Raw genomic sequence first — 23,373 nt, 5'->3', positions numbered from 1 at the left:
AAAGCATGGCTGTGTGAGCAGCGACGGCGCGTACCTCCGCCACCCCCACCTCCACGACGGCCTGCTGTGCTTCGTGGCCGAGGACGACCTGTGGGTCGCCCCCCTCGCCCCGGACGGCGAACCACCCGGCCGTGCCTGGCGCGTGACGGTCGACCGGACGCGCGTCGGACACCCGCGCTTCTCGCCGGACGGGCGGCACATCGCGTACACGACCTGGCGCAGCCTGGACCCGGAGATCCACCTGGTGCCGGTGGACGGCGGGCCCGCGCGCCGGCTGACCTACTGGGGGGCGCTCGACACCCGGGTGTGCGGGTGGACGCCGGACGGCGAGGTCCTGGCCGTCGCCTCGCACGGCCAGCCGTTCGCGCACTTCTCCTGGGCGTACAAGGTGCCGGTCGACGGCTCGCCCGGCGGGCGACTGCCCTGGGGGCCGGTCTCCGACATCGCGGTCGCGGACGTCGGCGGGCAGCACCTCACCCTCCTCCTGACCGGCAAGCCGCCGCACGAGCCGGCCGCGTGGAAGCGGTACCGGGGCGGGGCGACGGGGCGGCTCTGGCTGCACGGGGAACGGCTGCTTCCCGACCTCGGTGGCCACCTGGACTGCGCGATGTTCGTCGACGGCCGGATCGCGTTCCTCTCCGACCACGAGGGCGTCGGCAACCTCTACTCCTGTCTGCCGGACGGCACGGACCTCCGGCGGCACACCGACCACGACGACTTCTACGCCCGGCACGCCTCGTCCGACGGGCGCCGCGTGGTCTACCAGTGCGCGGGCGACCTGTGGATCGTGGACGCCCTGACCCCGGACTCCGTGCCGCGCCGGCTGGCCGTGCGCCTCGGCGGGCCGCGGGCCGGGCGGCGCACCCACCAGGCGCCGGCCGCGAGCAACGTGGACGCCGTGTCGGTGGACGAGACGGGCCGGGCGAGCGCCGTCTCCGTACGCGGCAGCCTGTACTGGCTCACCCACCGGGACGGGCCCGCCCGGACCATCGCCGACACCCCGGGGGTACGGGTGCGGCTGCCGGAGATGCTCGGGAGCAGCGGGCGCGTCGCGTACGTCACCGACGCCGAGGGCGAGGAGGCCGTCGAGGTGGCCCACCTGCCGCGCGTGAGCGGCGACCGGCCGCCGAGGCGGCTGGCCGCCGGCAGGCTGGGCCACGTCACGGAGATGGCGGCCGACCCGGACGGCGAGCGGCTGGCGATCGCGTCGCACGACGGGCGGCTGCTGCTGCTGGACGTCCCGGAGGAGCCCGAGGACTCCGCGGGGGCCCTGGACACCGAGGACACCGAAGAGGCCGGGGAGGGCGAGGAGCCCGGGGAGTCCGGGGAGGCCGGGGAGTCCGTGCGGGCGGTGGACTCCGTGGGGGCCGGGGGGCCGGGCGGCGGGCCGGCGGTGGACGGACCGGCGGGGAGCGACCGGGCGGCGGAGGACGGGCTGACGGAGCTGGCCCGCTCCCTCAACGGCCCCGTCCGCGACATGGCCTTCTCCCCCGACGGCGCCTGGCTGACCTGGTCCCACCCGGGGATCGGCCGGTCCCTGCGGCAGATCAAGATCGCCCGTATCAAGGACCGGACGATCGTCGACGTCACCAACGGCAGGTTCGAGGACGAGAGCCCCGTCTTCACCCGCGACGGCCGCTACCTCGCCTTCCTCTCCTGGCGGGGCTTCGACCCGGTGTACGACGTGCACACCGGCGACCTGTCCTTCCCGCTCGGCTGCCGCCCCCACCTCGTACCCCTCGCCTCCACCACGCCGTCCCCGTTCGCGCTGTCGCCCGAGGGGCGGCCGGCGGCGGGGGGGCTGGACCTCACGGAGGAGGCGACGGAGGGCGACGGAACGGTGGTCGTCGAGTTCGAGGGGCTGGAGAACCGGGTGACGCCCTTCCCGGTCGCCGCCTCCAAGTACTCGTCGCTGCACCCGGTGAGCGGCGGCGGCCTGGTGTGGCTGCGGTGGCCCATCTCGGGCGCGCTGGGCGAGACGTTCGCCAACCCCGCCGACACCTCCGGGCGGCCCACGCTGGAGCACTTCAACCTCGCGAAGGCCCGCCGGACCGAGCTCGTCGACCACCTGGACTGGTACGCCGTGAGCGGTGACGGGACGCGGCTCGTCGTGTTCGACGAGGGCGACCTGCGGGCCGTCCCGGCCACCGAGTCGGGCGACAGCGACAGCACGGTGTACGTCGACACCCGCCGCATCCTGCACGAGGTGGACCCGGGCGCGGAGTGGCGCCAGGCGTACGACGAGGCGGGGCGGATCATCCGCGCCTACTTCTGGGACCCGGGGATGAGCGGCATCGACTGGGACGCCGTCCTCGACCAGTACCGCCCGCTGGTCGAACGGGTTGCCTCGCCCGACGAGTTCGCCGACCTGCTGCGGGAGGTGCTCGGCGAGCTGGGCACCTCGCACGCGTACGTCACGCCCGCGCGCCGCAACGAGGGCCCGCCGCACTACCAGCGCGCCCAGGGACTGCTGGGCGCCAACTTCGTCTGCCGGGACGGCCGCTGGACGGTGAAGCGGATCCTCCCGGGCGAGTCGTCCGACTCCAGGGCGCGCTCGCCGCTGGCCGGTACGGGCATCCGCGAGGGCGCCGTCCTCACCCACGTGGACGGCCGCCCGGTGGACCCCGTGGCGGGGCCCTACCCGCTGCTGGCCGGGGCGGGCGGGACGACCGTCGAGCTGACGTTCCGCCCCGGCGGGGGTGAGGGCCGCGCCCGGCGCGTCGCCGTCGTCCCGCTGGTCGACGAACGGCCGCTGCGGTACCAGGACTGGGTCGCCAAGCGCCGGGAGGTGGTACGGGAGCTGAGCGGCGGCAGGTGCGGGTACCTCCACATCCCGGACATGGGCGGCTCGGGCTGGGCGCAGTTCAACCGGGACCTGCGGCTGGAGGTGTCCCGGCCCGCCCTGATCGTGGACGTCCGGGGCAACGCGGGCGGGCACATCAGCGAGCTCGTCGTCGAGAAGCTCACCCGCCGGATCCTGGGCTGGGACCTCACGCGGGGCGCCCAGCCCGTCTCGTACGCCTCGAACGCCCCGCGCGGCCCGGTGGTCGCCCTCGCGGACGAGGCCACGGCGTCGGACGGCGACATGATCACGGCCGCGTTCAAGCTGCTGGGCCTCGGGCCCGTCGTCGGCCAGCGCACCTGGGGCGGCGTCGTCGGCATGACGGGCCGCCACCGGCTGGGCGACGGCACGGTGATCACGGTGCCGATGAACGCGGCCTGGTTCGACGAGTACGGCTGGTCCGTCGAGAACCACGGGGTGGCCCCGGACATCGAGATCCCGCGCACCCCGCTGGACTGGGCGGAGGGCCGCCACCGCCAGCTCGCGGACGCGGTGCGGGTCGCGCTGGACCTGCTCTCCACCCACCCGGCGTCCCGGCCCCCGGACTACTCCCAGGTCCCCTCCCTCACCCGCCCCAAGCTCCCGCCGAGGCCCGGCGCCTGAGCCGCCGCGGGGGTCGCCGACCCGGGCCGGCGGAGGCGCGGCGGTACGGGCGCGCGGCGGTACGGGCGCGCGGCGGTACGGGCGCGCGGCGTCGGGGGTACGGGCCGCGGAGGCGCGCCCGCCCGAGCGCCCGCGCGGGACGCGCGAAAGGCGCACCCGGCGTCCCGGGTGCGCCCTCACCGCTGCCGTGACGTCGGTCAGACGTCCATCGGGTCCCGCGGCGTGCCCTGCTCGTCCCTCAGGCCCTGGCGCCGCTCGTCACGCGGCGGGCGGGTCTTCTGCTGGCCCTTCTGCGTACGCTCCTGCGCCTCGCGCTTCGCGTCCTGGGCCTTCCGCTTGGCCTGGTCCTTCATGTCCTGCGCCTTGTCCTGGAACTGGTCTGCGATACCCATCGAGGTTTCTCCTGAAAGGGTGTGTGGGGAGTGCCGGGAACCGTCGTCGGCTCCCGGCCTCGACCAGCCTGGCACGCCCCGACATACCGCGCATTTCGATCATCGAGTGACCGGAAGGTCACCCTGCGTGCGCACCCTCTCGTCGGCCGCGCCGCCCGCTCCGACCAGCCCCTTGCGCACGTTCCCGAGCCTCGGCTCGAAGCGCCGCATCTCGCGCTGCCCGACCGTCGCGATGAGCCCCGGCAGGTAGCCGCGCACCGACTGCATGCCGCGCAGCCACCACTGGGCGTACACGTGCGCCGACCGCCGCTCGATGCCGTCGACGATCCGGTCGACCGCCGGGCCGAGCGGGTACGTCCGGTTCGACGGCCACGGCAGCCGTTGCCGCAACTCCCGCATCACGTCGTCCTCGTCGGCGCCGCGCACCATGTCGGTGTCGGTCCACGACAGGTAGCCCACACCGACCCGCACGCCCTTGTACCCGACCTCGGCGCGCAGACTGTGCGCGAACGCCTCCACGCCCGACTTGGACGCGCAGTACGCGCTCATCATCGGCGCGGGGGTGATCGCGGCGAGGGACGCGATCTGCAGGAAGTACCCCCGGCTCTCCAGCAGCACCGGCAGGAACGCCCGGCCCGTCACCGCGCCGCCGATCAGATTGACCTCGATGACCCGCCGCCACGCGACCGGGTCGGAGTCCACGAACGGACCGCCCGCCGCGACGCCCGCGTTGGCGACGACGACGTCCACCTTGCCGAAGCGTTCCTTCACTTCGGCCGCGACCCGGGCCATCGCCTCGTGGTCGGTGACGTCGACGTGCCACCAGTCGCTCTCGGTGTGCAGCCGCCCGGAGACCTCCTTGAGCAGCTCCGGCTCCAGGCCCAGCAGCGCCACCCTCGCGCCCCGCGCGGACAGCTTGCGCGCCAGCAGCTCGCCGACCCCGCGCGCGCCGCCCGTGACGACGACGACCTGCCCCTCGAGGCTCACCCTGCTCATGCGACTTCCTCCTGCTCGGTACGGACGTACGTCGTGACCAGGGCGCGTATTCGGGCCGTCACGGCCTCCGGCGCCTCGACCGGCGTCATGTGCCCGACGCCGGCCAGTTCGTCGACCCCGACGCACCGGGGCAGCGCGGCGGCCAGCGCCTTCGCGTGCACGGGCGGGGTGAGCCGGTCGGCCGTGCCGACGATCACCGCCGTCGGTACGGTCAGCTCCCGCACGCCGGCCTCCACGTCGAGTCCGGCGAGCACGTGCGACCACGCCACCCGCACCGCGCGCGGGCAGGCGTGCACGATCCGGGCGCACTCCGCGACCCGCTCGGCCGCCGAACCGGGCCCCATGGTCGCGTACTTGAGGATGGCCTTCGACACGGGCGTCACCGGCCCGAGGGGTGCCCGGGCGCCCAGCACGGCGCCGGTCAGCCGGGTCCGCAGCCGGCCGGCCCGCAGTGGCAGCACCAGCGACTCGGCGACCAGCCGCGAGGGGCCGGTGCTGCACAGCACGACGGCCGCCGCGTGCTCCCGCATGCCCGGCCGCCCGGAGGCCGCCATGAGCGTCATGCCGCCCATGGAGTGCCCGGCGAGCACGGCCTTCTCGCCCGGCGCGAGCGTGGCGGCCAGCACGGCCTCCAGGTCGTCGGCGAGGGCGTCCGTGGTGTACCCGGCCCGTCCCACGGCCGGCGTGCGCCCGTGGCCGCGCTGGTCGTAGACGATCACCCGGTGGTCGGCGGACAGGTCGCGCACCTGGGCGGCCCAGAAGAGCGTCGAGCAGGTCCAGCCGTGGGACAGGACCACGGCCGGGGCGCCCTCGGGCCCGTACACCTCGACGTGCAGCGTCGATCCGTCGGCGGAGACGGCGGGGACGACCCTCATGCCGCGGCCTCCTTCGACCCGGTCAGCGAGCGGGCGCGGACCACCTCGTACTCCGACAGGTCCACCGCCTTCGTCGCGCGCCGGAACTCGGACGTGGTGCCCGGCCAGAGCGTGGTGTTGCGGCCGTTGGCGTCCAGGTACCAGCTGTCGCAGCCGCCCGCCTTCCACACCGTCTTCTCCATCCGCGCCTGCACGCGCCGGTTCCACGCGGCGACCGCGGACGGCCGCGCCGCGAGGGCCGCCCGGCCGCCGAGCCCGGCAAGCTGCCGGAGGTAGTCGGCCATGTAGTTCAGCTGGGACTCGATCATGAGGATCATGGAGGAGTTCCCGAGGCCGGTGTTGGGCCCGATGATCGTCATCCAGTTGGGGAATCCGGCGGCCGTCGCGCCGCGCAGCGACTCCATGCCGTCCTTCCATGCCTCGGCGAGCGTGATCCCGTCCGCCCCGATCACCCGCTCGGCGATCGGCATGTCGGTGACGCGGAACCCGGTGCCGAAGATGATCGCGTCGACCTCGGTCTCCGTCCCGTCGGCGGCGACGACGGTCGAGCCGCGCACCTCCGCCAGCCCCGAGGCGACGACGTCCACGTTGGGCCGCGCGAGCGCCGGGTAGTACTCGCTGGACAGCAGGATCCGCTTGCAGCCGATGCGGTACGACGGGGTCAGCTTGGCGCGCAGGGCGGGGTCCTTGATGGCCCTGGCCATGTTGGCCTTGGCGATCGTCTCGACCAGCCGCAGTTCGTTCGGCCGCTTGGTGAACGCGCTGACCTGGAGCTCCCGGATGCCCCACAGCAGGCCGCGGCGGGCCGTGCCGGTGAGGGGCACCTGCCGGTGCAGCCACCGCTCGACGCCGCTGATGGCGCGGTCCATCCGGGGCATGACCCACGGCGGGGTGCGCTGGAACAGCGTCAGCCGGCCGGCCTTCGGCTGGATCGCCGGCACGATCTGGATGGCGGAGGCGCCGGTGCCGATCATCGCGACGCGCTTGCCGGTCAGGTCGTAGTCGTGGTCCCAGCGGGCCGAGTGGAAGACCTTGCCGCCCGCCTCCTCGAAGGAGGCGAGCCCGGGTACGTCCGGGATTTTGGGGTCGGACAGCGGGCCGGTGGCGGAGACCACGACGTCGGCGGTGAGCGTCCCGCGCGAGGTCTCGATCTCCCACCGGAGTTCGTCGTTGTCCCAGCGCATCATCAGCACCTCGTGGCGGAGGCGGATGTGCGGGCGCAGCCGGAAGGTGTCGGCGACGTGCTCCAGGTAGGCGCGGATGTGCCGCTGCCCGGAGAACGTGCGCGGCCAGTCGGGGTTGGGCGCGAACGAGAACGAGTAGAGGTGCGACGGTACGTCGCAGGCGCAGCCGGGGTAGCTGTTGTCGCGCCAGGTGCCGCCGACGGCGTCGGCCCGCTCAAGGACGACGAAGTCGGTGATCCCCTCGCGGCGCAGCCGGACGGCGGCACCGAGGCCGCCGAATCCGGATCCGATCACCGCCACTCGTACATGCTCGTGCTGGCTCATGCCGCCTCCGCATCGGAAATCCGAGATCCGCAAAACTCTGCCAGCAATCACTGGCACGGTTGTTGGGAGAGTAGAGCAGCCGCATACCGAGCGGTAGGGGTACGGCCAAGGAAGTTACCGGCGGTACGACATAGGGTTGCGGGCGTGACGAACCAGCGGGCGAAACGGCGGGTGGACGAACCCGCGGACGACCGGACGGCCCCCGGGGCGGCGGTCGGCACGGGAGTCCGGGCGGCCGGCCCGGCGGGGAGCCGGGCGGGTGGCACGGCGCACGAGCCCACGGGCAGCCTGGCCGAGAGGCCCGGCGGCGGGCGCGAGTACCGCATGGAGGAACTGGCCGAGGCGGCCGGCATCACCGCCCGTACGCTGCGCTTCTACCGCGAACGCGGGCTGATCCCGCCGCCCCGCCGCGAGGGCCGCATCGCCTGGTACGGGCCGCACCACCTGGCCCGGCTGCGGACGATCGCCGCGCTGCTGGAACGGGGCCACACCCTCAACGGCATCGCCGACCTCGCCGCCGCCTTCGAGAGCGGCCGCGACGTCGGCGAGGTGCTCGGGCTCGGCGAACCGACGGAGGAGGAGCCGGTCCGGCTCACCCCCGAGGAGCTGGCCGACCACTTCGGCGACCAGGTCACGCCCGAGAACTTCGCCGCCGCCCTGGAGCTCGGCTACCTGGCCACCGACGGCGAGGAGATCGTCCATGTCAGCCGCCGGCTGCTGGAGGTCTCGGCCGCGCTCGTCGCCGAGGGCGTCCCGCTGTCCGCGGTCCTGGCCGCCGCGGCCCGGGTACGCACCCACGCCGACGCCCTCGCCTCCCTCTTCGCCGACCTGCTGCGCACCCACGCGGCGGGGGCCGCCGACGCCGTACGGCTGCGCCCGCTGGCGAAGAGCGTGGTGGAGGCGGAGGTCTCGATGGCGCTCGACCGCCGCCTGCGCGCCCTCGACGGCTGACGGGGCCGCCGCCGGGGTCGGCTCTAGGGGCGGCACCACCGGCCCGCCGCACCAGGGGCCCCCACCGCACCCCCGCTCACAGCACCCACCGCGCCGGACACCGTCGCCGCCGCCGGGCCCCACGCCACCGACCCGCCCGGCCCGCCCCGCCGGTCGCAGCGAGCGGTCCACCACCGTGCCTTGTAGACGCCCCCGCCCGCCAGCCGGTAGCGCCCGTCCGGCCGGTGCACGGCCACGGTGCGCGTCCACCAGGTCTCGCCCAGGCCCCGCTCCGGCACCGTGGAGATCACCTGACCGGTCACCGGGTCGTCCCCCACCGCCTTGACCCGCGCCCGGTCGATCCCCGCCGCGCCCGGGAAGTCGCGCCGGAAGGTCCCGGAGCTCTTCACGTACTGGTAGACGGCCGAGCCGCTGCTCACCCACAGCCGGTCCGGGTCGCCCGCGACCGGCCCCAGGTCGTGGCCGTGCGGGGTCGGCAGCCGCGCCTCGAAGACCGCCCGGAGGGCCGGCCGCGCCGCCGTACCGCCCACCCGCAACGCCACCAGCCGGTCGCCGCCCAGCGCCCACAGCACCCGCCGCCCGCCGTCCCAGTGCAGTCCGTGCGCGTCCCTGAGGGGGTGGTCGACGTACGGCACGCCGGCCCGGCCCCGCGATGCGGCGTACAACCGCACGACACCACCGGTGCTGCCCGCGACGGCGACGTTCCCGTCAGGCAGCAGTTCGATGCTGTGCGGGTTGTGCCGGACGGTGCCCGGTGAGAGCGCGGCACCCCAGTACCGCGCGCCCGAGGGGTACGCGACCACCGCCGCGAAGCCGAACGAGGCCACCGTCAGCACGTACGTCCTGCCGCGCCAGGTCCGCACCTTGGCCTCACTGGGGTGCACCCAGCTGGCGTCCGGCTCCAGGTCCGCGTACCGGGCGTCCCCGACCGGCGAGAACGCCCACTTCACGACGGCCGGGTCGGCAACCGGGTCCCATGCGCGCCGCCCGCCGTCGAGGAGCAGGACGCGCCGGGATGCCTGGTCGGTGAGGAGGACGTCGGGCGTCCCGGCGGGGATCTCGGCAGCGGGAACCGGGACGGTGGCCGACGTCTGTACGGTGGCGGCGATCAGCACACCGCACGCGACGGCCGCGATCAGGGCTGACTTCAGCGGCGTCCGTACGGCGGTGAATCGCACACCGCCTCACCTTGCCAGAAGCATCCCCAGAAGTGAGGTTCGCCACACAACCGCTGACACACCCTCACTTGCGGATGCGGATCAGCCGCTCCCGTTTCGGCGGGACGGGCTCACAGCTCGTACGCCGCCGTCACCGGGGCGTGGTCGCTCCACCGCTCGCCGTGCGTCGCGGCGCGCTCCACCCAGGCCTTGGCCGCGCGGGCCGCGAGGCCCGGCGTCGCCACCTGGAGGTCGATGCGCCAGCCGGCGTCGTTGTCGAAGGCCCGGCCGCGGTAGGACCACCAGGAGTACGGGCCCTCCTGGCCGGGGTGCAGGGCGCGCACGACGTCCACGTACGACGCCTCGTCGAAGACGCGGGTCAGCCACTCCCGCTCCTCGGGGAGGAAGCCGGAGCTCTTCCGGTTGGCCTTCCAGTTCTTCAGGTCGGCCTCCTGGTGGGCGATGTTCCAGTCGCCGCAGACGACCACCTCGCGGCCGTCGGCCGCCGCGCGCTCCCGGAGCCCCTTGAGGTACGGCAGGAACTCGTCCATGAAGCGGGTCTTCTCGTCCTGCCGCTCGGTGCCGACCTCGCCCGAGGGCAGGTACAGGCTGGCGACGGTGACGCCCGGCAGGTCGGCCTCGACGTACCGGCCGGTGCCGTCGAACTCGCTCGACCCGAAGCCGATCCGTACCGCGTCGGGCTCGCGCCGCGTGTAGATCGCGACGCCCGCGCGGCCCTTGGCGGCGGCCGGGGCGTGCACGGTGTGCCAGCCCTCGGGCGCGCGGACCGCCTCGGGCAGCTGGGACTCCTCGGCCCGTACCTCCTGGAGGCACACCACGTCGGCCTCGGTGGCGGCGAGCCACTCCACGAACCCCTTCTTGGCGGCGGCACGCAGACCGTTCACGTTCACGGACGTCACAATGAGCATGCGCGAACCCTACCGACACCGCCTCGAAGACCACTCCGCATGATTGTACGATGCCCCGCATGATTATTCAGACCCGGCCGTTCGACCACCCCGACGCCCGCAAGCTCAACGACATGGTGCAGCTCGAGTACGCCGAGCGGTACGGCGACGAGGGCGACCTCACACCGCTCGACCCGTCGATGTTCCGCCCGCCACGCGGCCTGTACCTCATCGCGTACGACGAGCACCAGCGCCCCGTGGCGACCGGCGGCTGGCGCGCGCAGGAGCGGAACGAGGAGGGGTACGCCGACGGCGACGCCGAGCTCAAGCGCATGTACGTCGTCCCGGAGGCCCGGGGCCTCGGCCTCGCCCGCCGCATCCTCGCCGCCCTGGAGGACGACGCGAGGGCCGCCGGCCGCACCCGGATGGTGCTGGAGACCGGCGACGCCCAGCCGGAGGCCATCACGCTGTACGTGTCCAGCGGCTACGCGCCCTGCGCCAAGTTCGGCTACTACCGCGCGTACGAGAGCAGCCGATGTTTCGCCAAGCCACTGAAGTGACGCCGCACGTCCCGAGTGACGGCGAACCGGCCCCGCCGGTGAACTCATCGTGACGAGCCCCTGACAAAACAGCGCCGTCCATGGCACCCTGCCACACGCACGTCGATCCGCACCGCTCTTCGTTCCCCCACCCTGCCCGGCCGCGCCGGCCGCGCACCGGGCACGGCAGAAGGAGACATGCGTGAGAGGCCAACGCACCGCCACGGGCGTCCTGCTGACCGTCGGAGCCCTGCTCACCGGCACCCTGTCGACCACCGCCGCCACCGCGGCCCCGCCGGCACCCGCCCCCGCCACCAGGTCCGTCACCACCGCCGAACAGCACGAGGCGCGCACCTTCTGGACCGCCGAGCGGATGCGCGCCGCCACCCCGCTCGACCTGCTGCTCACCCCGAGCGCCGCCAAGAAGCTCAGGACTCCGCAGCGGGGCGGCGCCACCACGACCGTCGCCCCCACCGCCTTCCCCCAGGCGGGCGGCGCCTGGACCGGCGGCGGAGCCGTCGTGAAGACGTCCGGGCGCGTCTTCTTCAGCTTCCAGGGCCGTACGGCCTCCTGCTCCGGCAACGCCGTGACCAGCCAGAACGCCAGCACGGTGATCACTGCCGGGCACTGCGTGAAGTACCAGGGCAGCTGGCACACCAACTGGGTCTTCGTTCCCGCGTACGACAACGGCCAGGCGCCCTACGGTCAGTGGACCGCCGCCAAGACGCTCACCACCCCCCAGTGGGAGGCGAGCGAGGACATCAACCACGACATCGGCGCGGCCGTCGTCGCACCGCTGAACGGCCAGACCCTCACCTCCGTCACCGGGGCGCAGGGCATCCAGTTCAACGGCGGCTACAACAAGCAGATGTACGCCTTCGGCTTCCCGGCCGCCTCCCCGTACGACGGCTCCAAGCTGGTCTACTGCAGCGGGAACTCCGCCAAGGACTTCCTCTTCTCCCAGGACCACAGCCTGGCCTGCAACATGACGGGCGGCTCCAGCGGCGGCCCCTGGTTCACCGGCTTCAGCGAGACGGCCGGCACGGGCCTCCAGGTCTCGGTGAACAGCTTCGGCTACACCTTCCTGCCCAACCGGATGTTCGGGCCGTACTTCGGCAACGAGGCCAAGGCCCTGTACGACAAGGCCCAGGTGTCGTAGCGGGCCCGGCGGCGCCGGCGGGGCGGCCCCCCGCCGGCGCTCAGCGCGCGCCGGCCGCGACGGCGGAGGCCGGGGCACCGGGGGCCGGGGCGCCGACGCCCCGGACGCCGTGCCGTTCGCCCGGCGTGGCCCCGCCCACCGCTCCGCGCCCGCGGGACGCCGGCGGCGGCGGGCCGGACGCCGGGTCCGGCGACGGGCCCCGTGCCGAGCCCGGGACGACGGCCCCCTCCACCACCCCGGCACCCCGGGTGGCATCGATGTCATCGACGGCCCGCCGGGGCGAGGGGGCGGCGCCGGTGTCGTCGGTCAGCCAGCGCTGCTCGGGCGACCCGTCCCGCACCTTCACCACCACGGTCGCCCCCGCCCGCGCGGCCGACGGCACCAGCCCCAGGCCCGCGTGCCACCGGGGCACCACGTCGCCCCGGACACTGAGGTCGTAGCGCACGGTCACCGCGGCCTGTGTCGCGCACAACCGCAGCACGACCACGCCGGAGGGCTCCTGCGAGTGCGGGCACAAGTCCGGGGCCGCCGCGCTGCGCAGCAGCCCGTCCGGCTCGTACCGCCATCCCTGCGTCGGGGAGCCCGAGCAGGACGCCAGCGTGAGTTCGGCGCCCACCAGCGGCCGGCCGTCCCGGATGTCGAGGCACAGCGCGGTCGCGGCGTTGCGCAGCCGGGTGCTCGGCGTCCCGGTGGCGTGCCCGGCGGACGCGGGTGGCCGCGGTGGGGCGGCGGTGGGCGGCGAGCCGGGCGCGGGGACGGCACCGCCCGGCGGGGTCGCCGTGCCCGCGGGGGCCGCCCCGGCGCCGCGCCCGCCGTCCTCGGCGTCCGTCCGGAGGCCCGACACGACCGCCACGCCCAGCAGTCCGGTCATCACCAGCCCCAGTCCCACCAGGAGCGCTCCCCCTCCCGGCACGGCCCCCGCGAGGCGCCGCGCGGCGCCCACCGGCGCGGCCCGGGAGTGGCGCCCGGTCCGGCGTGCCTCCGCCGGGGCCCCGGCGCCCGTGCCGGTACGGGTACGGGAGCGGGCCGGCCGTGAGGCGACGTACTCGCGGGCACCCCCGCCGAGGACGGCCTCGGCCAGCAGCAGCGGCAGCCGCCCGTCGGAGTGGCTCAACTGGTCCGCGGCGTAACGGCAGTGCCGGCACTTCGACAAATGCCGGCGGATGTCCGGGATCAGCTCGCCGCCCCGGCGCAGCGATATGTCGAGCAGCCGGTTGTAGTGCCGGCATTCCGGGTCCGCCGCGAGTTCCGCGTGGGCGCGCAGACAACCGGCGCGCAACAGTTCTCGGGCTTCTTCGAGTCGGGCCGTGGCGGCACGGGGATCGACGGCCAGCAATGCGGCCGGAATGGATATCCCCTCCGCCTCGACCTCGCGGTGCCACAGCAGTACCTGCGCCGGTCCGGGCAGTGCCGCGAACGCGCGGGCGAGGAGCTGCCGGTCGGGCCCGGGCTCCGCGGGGGCGCACTCCCCGGTCAGCAGGGCGGCGACACGCGGGTCCCCGGCCCACTCCGCGACGGTACGGCGCACGGCCACCAGCAGCCGGGGTCTCAGCGCCGCCTGCGTCCCGCCCTGGTCGCCGTGGCGCAGCTCGTCCAGGACCCGCGCGAAGGCGGCGGACACCGCCATCGAGGCGTGGGCACGCGAGGTGGTGAGCAGCGTGGCGTAGTCGCTCACCGCGCCGCAGTGCCGCGCCATGATCGCGGTCGCGGGGTAGGCGTCCGCCGTACCGTCGGGCGCCGCGCCCAGCAGACCGGCGAGTGCCGCGTCCGCCCCTCCGGACGTGGGCGCGTAGGGAGGCGGCGGTGGAACGGAATGCTCGGGACGGGGAAAGGGCATGGGTGTTTGTCCGTTCAGGGCATTGCGATGGGGGGCTGAAGTGAACGCAGCCTGATTGGTACATACCTGGTCGGCGCGATTCCCTTTTGAGGGACGACATCGCCCGGTAAAGGGAACTGCCGCTCGAAAAAGCCCTGTTGGGGCCGTAGGGCTGCACAGCTTTCCATAACCCGCCGGTAGGGAACAAGAGTTCCGGCGCGCGGCACCTCCGGCCCATTCCGGCCGTCCCGCCGTCCGGCGTGGGTGATCGCCCGCAATTCCCGCCACCGGCCCGCCGGGCTGTTCACCGGCCCCGCCGGCCGTTCCGGGGTACAACGACAAGATCCCGCCCGATCGGAACGATCGGACGGGATCTTGTGTGTGCGTGGACCTGAGGGGATTTGAACCCCTGACCCCCTCGATGCGAACGAGGTGCGCTACCAGTCTGCGCCACAGGCCCTTGCGACGTGTGAAACATTAGCATCCCGATCCGGGTGCCCGGAAATCCGCTCCTCCCCCGCGGCCCCGGAGGGCGTCACACGGCCCTCACTCGTTGGCGGCGCGCGGGCGGTCCTCGTCCGCGTACTGGTCGAAGAGGGGCGTCCTGCCGTGGTCGTGGGAGCGGCGCGGCGGGTGCGGACTGGGGTGCGGGTTCTGCCGGGTGGCCGGCGGCGGGGTGGGTTCCGCCGCGGAGGAACGCGCCGCGCTCCAGGTCTCCGGGTCGGTGACGTCGACGCCACCGCCGGCGCGGGGGGCGACCGGCGCGGTGACGTACGTGGGCAGCGGCACGGGGACCGGGTCCCAGCTGTCGCCCCGGGTGGGGCCGTGGTCGCGCTGCTGGTCCACCCACTCGGCGTGGTCCGTCTGCTCGACCAGCGCGCGGCGCCCGGCCTCCTGCGGGGTGAGCGCCGGGGCGGGCTCCGGCTCGGGCTCCGGGTGGCGGGCCTCGGGCGCTTCGGCCTGGGCCGGGACGGGCCGGCCGTGGGGGCGGCTCTCCCGCAGGCGCTGCGCCGCGGCCTCGGCGCGGCGCCGGTCCATCACGTACACGAAGCGCCGGCGCTCCTGGGCCCGCAGATGAACGATGTACGCGCTGAGCAGCACGGCGGGGACGCCCGGGGCCCACAGGAACGCGAGGCCCCCGACGGCCGCGACGATGGCGCCGAGCGTGAACGCGAGGAAGAGGACGACCGTGGTACGCCGTCGCCTGGCCAGGACCTTCGAGCGCCGGGCCCGCTCGGCGGCGGCCCCGGCGGCGCCGGCGGGCCGGGGGCGCCGCGCGGGGCGTGGCCCGGCGGGCGGGGCCGCGGGAACCTCCAGGCGCGCCTCGGTGCGGTCCGGGGGCGCGGCGAAGGCCCGGACGTCGACCGAGCTGAGGTGCTCGGTCTCGGCGTCCGGGTCGACGTCGGGCGAGGCCGCCTGTTCGGCGCCCCGCTCGCGCAACTCCTTGGCGTACCGGCGCTCCATGCCCGCCCGTCCGGAAAGGAGCCGGATGGCGGTGCTGAAGCGTTCCGTCGGACGGGCTTCGTTCAGCTCGTCCTGCCTGCGGAGCCACATCGGCACCAGGTAGGCGGCCCAGGCCCCGACGATGACTGCGTAGATGAGGCCGCTGCTGCTCACGCCTCACACCGTAGAGGGGTTCGCATCCGGCCATCGGCCAATTGGGCCGGTGTGTCGCACGATCTGGCTGATATCACTGAATTTTTTTGCGATTGACGGACCGGTTCCGACAGATCGGCGGCCGAATTCGAACATTTATTTTAATTGCGGCATTCCCGGGCCGGGTCAGCGGGGTGTTCCCCGGCCGGTCCGGTGCCAGCGGCGCAGCAGTCCCTCCGGGACCTCCTCCGCGGTGAGCGCGAAGACGAGGTGGTCGCGCCAGGCGCCGTCGATGTGGAGGTACCGGGGACGCAGCCCTTCCTCACGGAATCCGAGTTTCTCCACGACCCGGCGGCTCGGGGTGTTCTCGGGCCGGATGCACACCTCGATCCGGTGCAGGCCGACCGTGCGGAAGCAGTGGTCCGCGGCGAGCGCCACGGCGGTCGGCATGACGCCCCGGCCGGCGACCTCGCGGTCCACCCAGTAGCCCACGTGGCCCGAGCACATCGAGCCCCAGGTGATGCCCGCCACCGTCAGCTGGCCCACCAGCCGGCCCTCGTACGCGACGACGAACGGCAGCATGCGCCCCGCGTTCGCCTCGGTACGCAGGTGGCGGACCATCTGGCGGTACGTCGGGCGCTGCGCGAGCGGGACGCCCGGGGCGGGCGGGGGGACGGTCGCCTCCCACGGGCGCAGCCAGTCGCGGTTGCGCCGGTTGACCTCGCGCCATTCCCGCTGGTCGCGCATCCTTATCGGCCGCAGGAGCACCGCGCCGTCCGCCAGTGTCACCGGCCAGGACGGGTTCATGACGGTCTGGGGTGGTCGCCGCCGCGCAACTGGTCGACCGCGTGGACCAGGAGCCGTTCCAGGACGGCCAGGCCGTCGCGGACGCCGCCGGTGGAGCCGGGCAGGTTGACGATCAGGGTGCGGCCGGCCACCCCGGCCAGCCCCCGGGACAGGGCGGCGGTCGGGACCTTGTCGCGGCCGTGGGCGCGAATGGCCTCCGGGATGCCGGGGACCTCGTGGTCCAGCACGCGGCGGGTGACGTCGGGGGTGCGGTCGGTGGGCGAGACACCGGTGCCGCCGGTGGTGAGGATGACGTCGTACGCGGCCTCGATCCCGGCGCGCAGGGCGGCCTCGACGGGGTCGCCGTCGGGGACGACCCGGGGGCCGTCGACGGTGAAGCCGAGCCTGGTGAGCCCCTCGGCGAGGAGGGGGCCGCCCCTGTCCTCGTACACCCCGGCGGAGGCCCGGTTGGAGGCGGTCACGACGAGCGCCCGGTAGGGGGCGGTGCCGGCGGGCGCGGTCCCGGCCGGCGCGTGCTCCGGCTCGTGGTGGTGCTCCGGCCGGTGGGCGTGCGGGGCGGACTCGGGGGCGTGCGGGGCGGCGGCGCGCTCCGGCTCGTGGGCGTGCGCGCCGTGGACGTGGCCGGCCCGGGGCGTCACGCCTGCGCCCCTTCGGCCTCGGTGCGCCGGTAGGGGCCGGACTTGCCGCCCGTCTTCTCCTCCACCCGAACGTCGGTGATGACGGCCGTCTTGTCGACGGCCTTGATCATGTCGACGACGGTCAGCGCGGCCACCGACACGGCCGTGAGGGCCTCCATCTCGACCCCGGTGCGGTCGGTCGTCCTCACGGTCGCGGCGATCTCCACCGCGTCGTCCGCGACCGACAGGTCCAGCGTCACGCCCGAGAGGGCCAGCGGGTGGCACAGCGGGACGAGGTCGGGGGTGCGCTTGGCGCCCATGATCCCGGCGATACGGGCAGTGGCCAGGGCGTCGCCCTTGGGGACGCCCTCGCCGCGCAGCAGCTCGATCACCCGGGGGGAGACGAGGACCCGGCCGGTGGCGCGGGCGGTGCGGGCGGTGACGTCCTTCCCGGAGACGTCGACCATACGGGCCGCCCCCGACTCGTCGATGTGCGTCAGGCTGCCTTGCGTACTCACTGCTGAACTCCGCCTCGCGTGTTCCGGCGCCGATTGCCCCGCACGGCCATTGTCGCGCCGGCGAGGGCCGGGGGTGGTCCCCCGGGAAGGCACAGCGGCAGACACGGTACCGCCACGCCCGGCCCGTCAGCCGATGAGGACCACGTCCAGCTCGTCGCCCGGCTCGACCGTGGTGGTGTCCTCGGGGACCACGAGCAGGGCGTCCGCCTGCGCGAGGGCCGCGATCAGGTGGGACCCGGTACCGCCCACCGGGGTGACGGTGCCGGCTCCCGCGTCGTACGTGCCACGCAGGAACTGGCGCTTGCCGGGCGGCGACGACAGCGGCTCGCCGGCGGCGAGGGCGGCACGCACACGTGGCCGCTGGGCGTCCTCGACGTCCCCGAGGCCCATCAGCGCGCGGATCGCCGGCCGGACGAACAGCTCGAAGGAGACGTACGACGAGACCGGGTTGCCGGGCAGGGCGAGGAGCGGGGTGTGCTCGGGCCCGATGGAGCCGAAGCCCTGCGGCTTGCCCGGCTGCATGGCGAGCCTGCGGAAGTCGATGCCGCTGCCCGGTTCGTCCTCGTCGCCCACCGAGGACAGGGCCTCCTTGACCACGTCGTACGCGCCGACGCTGACCCCGCCGGTGGTGACCAGCAGGTCGGCGCGGATCAGCTGGTCCTCGATGGCGGCCCGCAGCGTCGTGGCGTCGTCGGTGACGGCGCCGACCCGGTAGGCGATGGCGCCCGCGTCGCGCGCGGCGGCCGCCAGGGCGAAGCTGTTCGAGTCGTAGATCCGTCCCTCGCCCAGTTCCTCGCCCGGCTGGACCAGTTCGCTGCCGGTGGACATCACGACCACCCGCGGGCGGGGACGCACCCGCACGGTGCCGCGGCCGATGGCGGCCAGCAGCCCGATCTGCGGCGGGCCGAGCACCGTGCCCGCCGCCAGGGCCAGGTCGCCGGCCTGGACGTCGCTGCCCCGCGCGCGGACGTGGGCGCGGGCCTCGGCCGGGCGGTGGACGCGGACCTGGCCGGTGGCGCCCTCGGGGGCGGCGCTCGCGGCCCGCATGCCGGTGGCGGCCGCGCCGCCGGTGCCGCCGTCGGTCCACTCGACCGGGACGACGGCCTCGGCGCCGGGCGGCAGTGGGGCGCCGGTCATGATGCGGGCGGCCTGGCCGGGGCCGACGGTGGGCAGCTCGCCGCTGCCCGCCGCCACGTCGCCGATGACCGTGAGCACCGCGGGGAACTCCTCGGTGGCTCCGGTGACATCGGCGACCCGTACCGCGTACCCGTCCATGGAGCTGTTGTCGAAGGGCGGCAGGGCGACGGGCACCATGACGTCCTCGACCAGGACACAGCCCTGGGCGTCGGGCAGCGGCAGCTCGATGGGGTCGAGCGGGTGGACCGCCTGGAGGATGTCCTCCAGGTGCTCGTCCACCGACCAGGTCGTACTCACAGTCCCTGCATCTCCTCGGTGACGTAACCGCGCAGCCAGTTCCGGAAGTCCGGTCCCAGATCCTCACGTTCGCACGCGAGTCTGACAATGGCCCGCAGGTAGTCCCCGCGGTCGCCGGTGTCATAGCGGCGGCCCGCGAAGACGACGCCGTGCACCGGACCGCCCACCGACTCGTCGGCGGCGAGCTTCTGGAGGGCGTCGGTCAGCTGGATCTCCCCGCCCCGGCCGGGCTCGGTCTCGCGCAGTATGCCGAAGACGGCGGGGTCGAGGACGTACCGGCCGATGATGGCGTAATTGCTGGGCGCCTCGGCGGGGTCGGGCTTCTCGACCAGGCTGGTCACCCGCACGACGTCGGCGTCGCCGGTGGGCTTCACGGCCGCGCAGCCGTAGAGGTGGATCTGGGACGGCTCGACCTCCATCAGGGCGACGACGCTGCCGCCCTCGCGCTCCTGGACCTCCACCATGCGGGCCAGCAGGGGGTCGCGCGGGTCGATGAGGTCGTCGCCGAGGAGGACGGCGAAGGGCTCGTCGCCGACGTGCGGGGCGGCGCACAGGACGGCGTGGCCCAGGCCCCGCGGGTCGCCCTGGCGGACGTAGTGCATCGTGGCCAGGTCGCTGGACTCCTGCACCTTGGCGAGGCGTTCGTGGTCGCCCTTCTTGATGAGGGCCTCTTCGAGCTCGTAGTTCCGGTCGAAGTGGTCCTCGAGGGGCCGCTTGTTGCGGCCGGTGATCATCAGCACGTCGGAGAGGCCGGCGCCGGCCGCCTCCTCGACGACGTACTGGATGGCCGGCTTGTCGACCACAGGCAGCATCTCTTTGGGAGTGGCTTTGGTGGCCGGCAGGAACCTGGTGCCGAGGCCGGCGGCGGGGATGACAGCCTTGCTGATCCTGGGGTGCGACTCGTTCATGCGGAGCACCATATCCGGTCGGTATGAGATGAAGATGAGGTTGCGATCGACTTCGTGCTCATACGGCCTGCTACGAGGGGTTTTGTGAGGTATTGATGACCGGCGACATGTCCGAAAAGGCCGTTCTGCGACGCCAACTGCTGGCCGCTCGCACCCTTCTGACCAGTGATGACGTCCAGAAGGCGGCCGCGGTTCTCGCGGACGCCGCCCTGAACCTGCCCGAGCTGAGGCGAGCCCGGACGGTCGCCGCGTACGTCTCCATAGGGAGCGAACCGGGCACGCGCGCGTTGCTCGACGCGCTGCACGCGCGGGGCGTCCGCGTGCTGCTGCCGGTCCTGCTGGAGGACAACGACCTCGACTGGGCCGCCTACGAGGGCGCCGAGCGGCTCGTACGGGCCCGGCGCGGCCTCCTGGAGCCGGCGGGACCCCGGCTGGGCGTGGACGCCGTCCTGACGGCCGACACGGTCCTCCTGCCCGGCCTGGCGGTGGACGCGCGGGGCATGCGGCTGGGGCGCGGTGGCGGCTCGTACGACCGGGTGCTGGCCCGCGTCGTCCGGTCCGGGCTCGATCCGGCCCTGGTGGTGCTCCTGTACGCGAACGAGGTGGTCGCGCGGGTCCCGGAGGAACCGCACGACCACCCCGTCCACGCGGCGGTGACCCCGGAGGTCACCCTCCGCTTCCGCGCCTGAGGGCCCGGGACCGGCGTCCGCTACGGCGTGAGCACGAGCGCGTCGACGGTCCTGGCGTCGACCGCCTGCTTGCCGTAGGCCCAGTCGATCAGCTCGCCCTTGGCCCACTTGTCCGTCTGGTCGGTGTAGTGGGCGTTGTAGGCGTGGCCGGAGGCGCCGGTCAGGTTGATCCAGCGGGACTTGTCCCAGTCGCCGACGTTCACCACCATCCGCATCGACGGCACCCACACGACCCCGTACCCGCCGGCCGCGTTCCAGCCGGTGGCGTTGACCGCCGCCTCACCGCCGGACAGGTTCCACGGTCCCCGGTTGAGCAGGAACTGGATGAAGCCCGGCCCCTCGGTACCGAGGGTCTGGTTCTTCAGGGTCAGCTGGTGCAGCCGGCCCCAGCTCCAGCTGTTGACGTCCTTGCCGAGCTGGGAGGTCAGCTCCCAGCGGGCGTCCTCCATGGCGCGCTTCAGCAGCCCGTCCCGGGTGTCGGTGCCCTCGTGCGTCCGGCTGCGGGGGGACTGCCACCACTCGCTCTTCTCGTCCTCCAGGATCCAGCGGACCACTTCGTACCAGCGGTCGCCGCCGTCCGGCTGGGCCGTTTCGGCGTCGCGCTGACCGCACTCCCGCACCAGCCGGTTCTGCTCGTCGACCGGCCCGGTCGAGTCGGCCGGGCGGACGTTGAGGCACTCGCCCCTCACCCGCAGCTCCTTGGGCAGCTTGTTGCCGAAGGCGAGCTTGAGGACGTTGCGCCAGACGCCGTTGAAGTACGCGGCCGCTCCGGAATCCGCGTCCTGGGTGTAGTTCCAGCCCTCCAGGAGCTTCTGCGCCTCACGGACGTGCGGGTCGGAGATGTCGATCTTCAGCAGGTAGGGCGTCAGCAGCTTGGCGATCTCGCTGCTGTTGTCCATCTGCATGGTGCGCATGTCCTCGGTCGAGACCTTGGCCCCGTCCTTGGTCTTGGACTCCAGCAGGTCGTTGATGCGCTGGCTGCGCGACCCGTATCCCCAGTCCTCGGTGAGCAGGTACGGGTACTTCCCGGAGTCGACGACGGCCTGGTTGGCGGTCACGATGTAGCCGCGCTCCGGGTTCTCCTCGTAGGGCAGCTCGTCGAAGGGGACGTACGTCTTCTTCCAGGTGTACTTCTTGTCCCAGCCGGGCGCCGGCATGGTGCCGTCGTGGCCCTTCTGCCGGACCGGGATCCTGCCGGGCGCCTGGTAGCCGATGTTGCCCTCGGCACCCTTGGCGTCGGCGTAGATCAGGTTCTGCGAGGGCACCTCGAAGTCGCGGGCGGCCTCACGGAACTGCTGGAAGTCGGTGGCGCGGTTCAGCTTGAACACGGCGTCCATGGACTTGCCCGGGTCCAGCGCCGTCCAGCGCAGGGCGACCGCGTAGCCGTCGCCGCGGTCCGGGGCGAGGGCGTCGACGGGGGCCTCGTCGCCGACCTTCTCCAGCTCGTTGCTGCGGTCGGACACCAGGGGGCCGTTGTTCGTCGAACGGACGGTGATGGTCCTGGACCCCTCACCGGCGATCTTGATGACTTCCTTGCGGGTGACGAAGGGGACTTCCTTGTTGTCGAACTCGTAACCGCTGTCGGTGATCTTCTCCAGGTACAGGTCGCTGACGTCCGCGCCCAGGTTGGTGAAGCCCCAGGCGATGTCCTGGTTGTGGCCGATGACCACACCGGGCATGCCCGAGAACGTGTAGCCCGACACGTCGTAACGGCACTTGTCGGAGACGGAACGGCAGTGCAGACCCATCTGGTACCAGAGCGAGGGCAGCTGGGGCGCCAGGTGCGGGTCGTTGGCCAGCAGCGGCTTGCCGGTCGTCGTGTACTTGCCCGAGACGACCCAGGAGTTGGACCCGATGCCGTTGCCGTTGGGGCCGAGCAGGGCGGGGATCTTCTCCAGGGAGGCGGAGAGGGCCGAGAGCTGCGACTGGAGTCCCTGGGTGGCGCCCTGGACAGTGCCGGAACCGATGCCCGCGCCGGTGCCCTGACCGGTTTCCTGGCCGGTGCCGTCGCCCCGGCCGTCGCCCGTGCCGGTGTCCGCGTCCTGGGCGTCGCCCTCCGCGGCCGGGTCGAACTTCCCGGTGGCCTCGTCGACGCCGCCCTTGTCGACGATCGGGCGGTGCAGGTCGTACGGGTACGCGGGGTACAGCTCCTTGATCTGCTTCTCGCTGAGCCTGCTGGTCATCAGCGAACGGTCGATCTCCTCCTGCATGTTGCCGCGCAGGTCCCAGGCCATGGCCTTGAGCCAGGCCACGGAGTCGACCGGCGTCCACGGCTCGATCGCGTAGTCGTTGCTGAAGGCGAGGGCGGCGTACTCGACCGAGACGTCGCGGCCCTCCTTGCCCTTCAGGTAGGCGTTCACGCCGTCCGCGTACGCCTGGAGGTTCTTCTTGGTGTCGGGCGACAGGAGCCTGTCGTACTCCTCCTGCGCCACCCGGTGCCAGCCCAGGGTGCGCAGGAACGCGTCGGTCTCGACCTGCTCCTTGCCGAACATCTCGGACAGACGCCCGGCCGTCATGTGCCGGCGGACGTCCATCTCCCAGAACCGGTCCTGCGCCTGGACGTAACCCTGGGCGCGGAAGAGGTCCTCGTCGGTGGAGGCGTAGATCTGCGGGACGCCGTAGTCGTCCCGTTTCACGTCGACGGGCCCGGACAGGCCGTCGAGCTTGAGGGTGCCGGTGGTCTGCGGGAAGGGGGCGCGCACGGTGCTGACGCCCCAGTAGGCGCCGTAGCCGACTCCCGCGACCAGCGCCAGCACCAGGGCGATCACGAGCAGACGGGCACGTCGCCCCTTCTTCTTGGTGGAAGCGGCGGTGGTGTTGGCGGGCATCGCTGTCCTTCGAGGCGCAGGCTGGTCCTGGAGTGCTGGAGCAACCATAGGCGCAGCGCCCACCCGGCCCGGACGCGGTGTCAGTAACGACCTTGGGGGAAATACGGGGCGGCCCGGCCCGTGACATGAGAAGGGCCGTGCGGGTTGGGTGAGTTGTGATGCTTACCTGGGCCCGCACGGCCTGCTCCCATCCTGCCCTGTCCGGGGTCTCTCGCGCACATTTCGGCGAG

Annotated in this window: 19 protein-coding genes and 1 tRNA gene; 5 read left to right on the top strand and 15 right to left on the bottom strand. The window is 73.6% G+C overall.

Going from position 1 to position 23,373, the window contains the following annotated elements; all coding sequences use genetic code 11:
- Positions 1-13: 13 nt before the first annotated feature.
- Positions 14-3,445, top strand: coding sequence for a S41 family peptidase (locus tag AC07DW_RS19830; RefSeq protein ID WP_478858959.1), 3,432 nt, complete (start codon positions 14-16; stop codon positions 3,443-3,445).
- A 197-nt stretch (positions 3,446-3,642) separates the two neighbouring features.
- Here AC07DW_RS19830 and AC07DW_RS19825 read toward each other — a convergent pair whose 3' ends face one another.
- The 4 genes from AC07DW_RS19825 to AC07DW_RS19810 form a co-directional block, all read right to left on the bottom strand.
- Positions 3,643-3,837, bottom strand: a complete 195-nt coding sequence (locus AC07DW_RS19825) for a hypothetical protein (RefSeq protein WP_478858958.1) — start codon at positions 3,835-3,837, stop codon at positions 3,643-3,645.
- 99 nt (positions 3,838-3,936) lie between these two features.
- Positions 3,937-4,833, bottom strand: a complete 897-nt coding sequence (locus tag AC07DW_RS19820; protein WP_478858957.1) for an SDR family oxidoreductase — start codon at positions 4,831-4,833, stop codon at positions 3,937-3,939.
- Positions 4,830-5,708, bottom strand: a complete 879-nt coding sequence (locus tag AC07DW_RS19815) for an alpha/beta fold hydrolase (protein WP_478858956.1) — start codon at positions 5,706-5,708, stop codon at positions 4,830-4,832. Before AC07DW_RS19815 ends, AC07DW_RS19820 begins: the two co-directional genes overlap by 4 nt.
- Positions 5,705-7,216, bottom strand: a complete 1,512-nt coding sequence (locus AC07DW_RS19810) for a flavin-containing monooxygenase (protein ID WP_478858955.1) — start codon at positions 7,214-7,216, stop codon at positions 5,705-5,707. Before AC07DW_RS19810 ends, AC07DW_RS19815 begins: the two co-directional genes overlap by 4 nt.
- Positions 7,217-7,540: 324 nt before the next feature.
- Between AC07DW_RS19810 and AC07DW_RS19805 the strand changes: the two genes are divergently transcribed.
- Positions 7,541-8,167, top strand: coding sequence for a MerR family transcriptional regulator (locus tag AC07DW_RS19805; RefSeq protein WP_478859046.1), 627 nt, complete (start codon positions 7,541-7,543; stop codon positions 8,165-8,167).
- 23 nt (positions 8,168-8,190) lie between these two features.
- Here the strand turns inward: AC07DW_RS19805 and AC07DW_RS19800 are convergent, their stop codons facing one another.
- Together AC07DW_RS19800 and AC07DW_RS19795 are read right to left on the bottom strand one after the other, a co-directional pair.
- On the bottom strand, positions 8,191-9,345 hold the full coding sequence (locus AC07DW_RS19800) for a DUF6528 family protein (RefSeq protein WP_478858954.1): 1,155 nt from the start codon (positions 9,343-9,345) through the stop codon (positions 8,191-8,193).
- 110 nt (positions 9,346-9,455) lie between these two features.
- On the bottom strand, positions 9,456-10,253 hold the full coding sequence (locus AC07DW_RS19795; RefSeq protein WP_478858953.1) for an exodeoxyribonuclease III: 798 nt from the start codon (positions 10,251-10,253) through the stop codon (positions 9,456-9,458).
- Positions 10,254-10,312: 59 nt separating this feature from the next.
- Here AC07DW_RS19795 and AC07DW_RS19790 point away from each other — a divergent pair, with 59 nt between their 5' ends.
- Positions 10,313-10,792 carry a GNAT family N-acetyltransferase gene (locus AC07DW_RS19790; protein WP_478858952.1) on the top strand — a complete coding sequence of 160 codons (480 nt, stop codon included), beginning with the start codon at positions 10,313-10,315 and terminating at the stop codon, positions 10,790-10,792.
- Positions 10,793-10,973: 181 nt separating this feature from the next.
- Positions 10,974-11,930 (top strand): trypsin-like serine peptidase, encoded by a 957-nt coding sequence (locus tag AC07DW_RS19785; RefSeq protein ID WP_478858951.1) that lies wholly within the window; start codon positions 10,974-10,976, stop codon positions 11,928-11,930.
- A 40-nt stretch (positions 11,931-11,970) separates the two neighbouring features.
- Here AC07DW_RS19785 and AC07DW_RS19780 read toward each other — a convergent pair whose 3' ends face one another.
- The 8 genes from AC07DW_RS19780 to galU form a co-directional block, all read right to left on the bottom strand.
- On the bottom strand, positions 11,971-13,767 hold the full coding sequence (locus AC07DW_RS19780) for a ricin-type beta-trefoil lectin domain protein (protein WP_478858950.1): 1,797 nt from the start codon (positions 13,765-13,767) through the stop codon (positions 11,971-11,973).
- Between the two features lie 365 nt (positions 13,768-14,132).
- A tRNA-Ala gene (locus AC07DW_RS19775) sits at positions 14,133-14,206 on the bottom strand.
- Between the two features lie 86 nt (positions 14,207-14,292).
- Positions 14,293-15,363, bottom strand: a complete 1,071-nt coding sequence (gene sepX, locus AC07DW_RS19770; protein WP_478858949.1) for a divisome protein SepX/GlpR — start codon at positions 15,361-15,363, stop codon at positions 14,293-14,295.
- A 165-nt stretch (positions 15,364-15,528) separates the two neighbouring features.
- Positions 15,529-16,149, bottom strand: a complete 621-nt coding sequence (locus AC07DW_RS19765) for a GNAT family N-acetyltransferase (protein WP_478858948.1) — start codon at positions 16,147-16,149, stop codon at positions 15,529-15,531.
- Positions 16,146-16,610: a MogA/MoaB family molybdenum cofactor biosynthesis protein gene (locus AC07DW_RS19760; RefSeq protein WP_478859045.1), complete on the bottom strand. Its 465-nt coding sequence runs from the start codon at positions 16,608-16,610 to the stop codon at positions 16,146-16,148. The genes AC07DW_RS19765 and AC07DW_RS19760 overlap by 4 nt, the downstream gene beginning before the upstream one ends.
- Before the next feature lie 173 nt (positions 16,611-16,783).
- Positions 16,784-17,284: a cyclic pyranopterin monophosphate synthase MoaC gene (gene moaC, locus AC07DW_RS19755; protein ID WP_478858947.1), complete on the bottom strand. Its 501-nt coding sequence runs from the start codon at positions 17,282-17,284 to the stop codon at positions 16,784-16,786.
- A 126-nt stretch (positions 17,285-17,410) separates the two neighbouring features.
- A complete protein-coding gene (gene glp / locus AC07DW_RS19750; RefSeq protein ID WP_478858946.1) occupies positions 17,411-18,718 on the bottom strand; it encodes a molybdotransferase-like divisome protein Glp in 1,308 nt (435 codons plus the stop codon).
- Positions 18,715-19,626, bottom strand: coding sequence for a UTP--glucose-1-phosphate uridylyltransferase GalU (gene galU, locus AC07DW_RS19745; RefSeq protein WP_478858945.1), 912 nt, complete (start codon positions 19,624-19,626; stop codon positions 18,715-18,717). Before galU ends, glp begins: the two co-directional genes overlap by 4 nt.
- Before the next feature lie 95 nt (positions 19,627-19,721).
- Between galU and AC07DW_RS19740 the strand changes: the two genes are divergently transcribed.
- Complete coding sequence (locus tag AC07DW_RS19740) at positions 19,722-20,315, top strand: 5-formyltetrahydrofolate cyclo-ligase (RefSeq protein WP_478858944.1); 594 nt, start codon at positions 19,722-19,724, stop codon at positions 20,313-20,315.
- Positions 20,316-20,335: 20 nt separating this feature from the next.
- Here the strand turns inward: AC07DW_RS19740 and AC07DW_RS19735 are convergent, their stop codons facing one another.
- Positions 20,336-23,143 carry a penicillin acylase family protein gene (locus AC07DW_RS19735; protein WP_478858943.1) on the bottom strand — a complete coding sequence of 936 codons (2,808 nt, stop codon included), beginning with the start codon at positions 23,141-23,143 and terminating at the stop codon, positions 20,336-20,338.
- Positions 23,144-23,373: the final 230 nt, after the last annotated feature.

The sequence above is a fragment of the Streptomyces sp. NPDC045701 genome (assembly GCF_056432045.1).
Note: the sequence above shows the minus strand (reverse complement) of the source record. Positions and strands in the feature narration are given on the sequence as shown.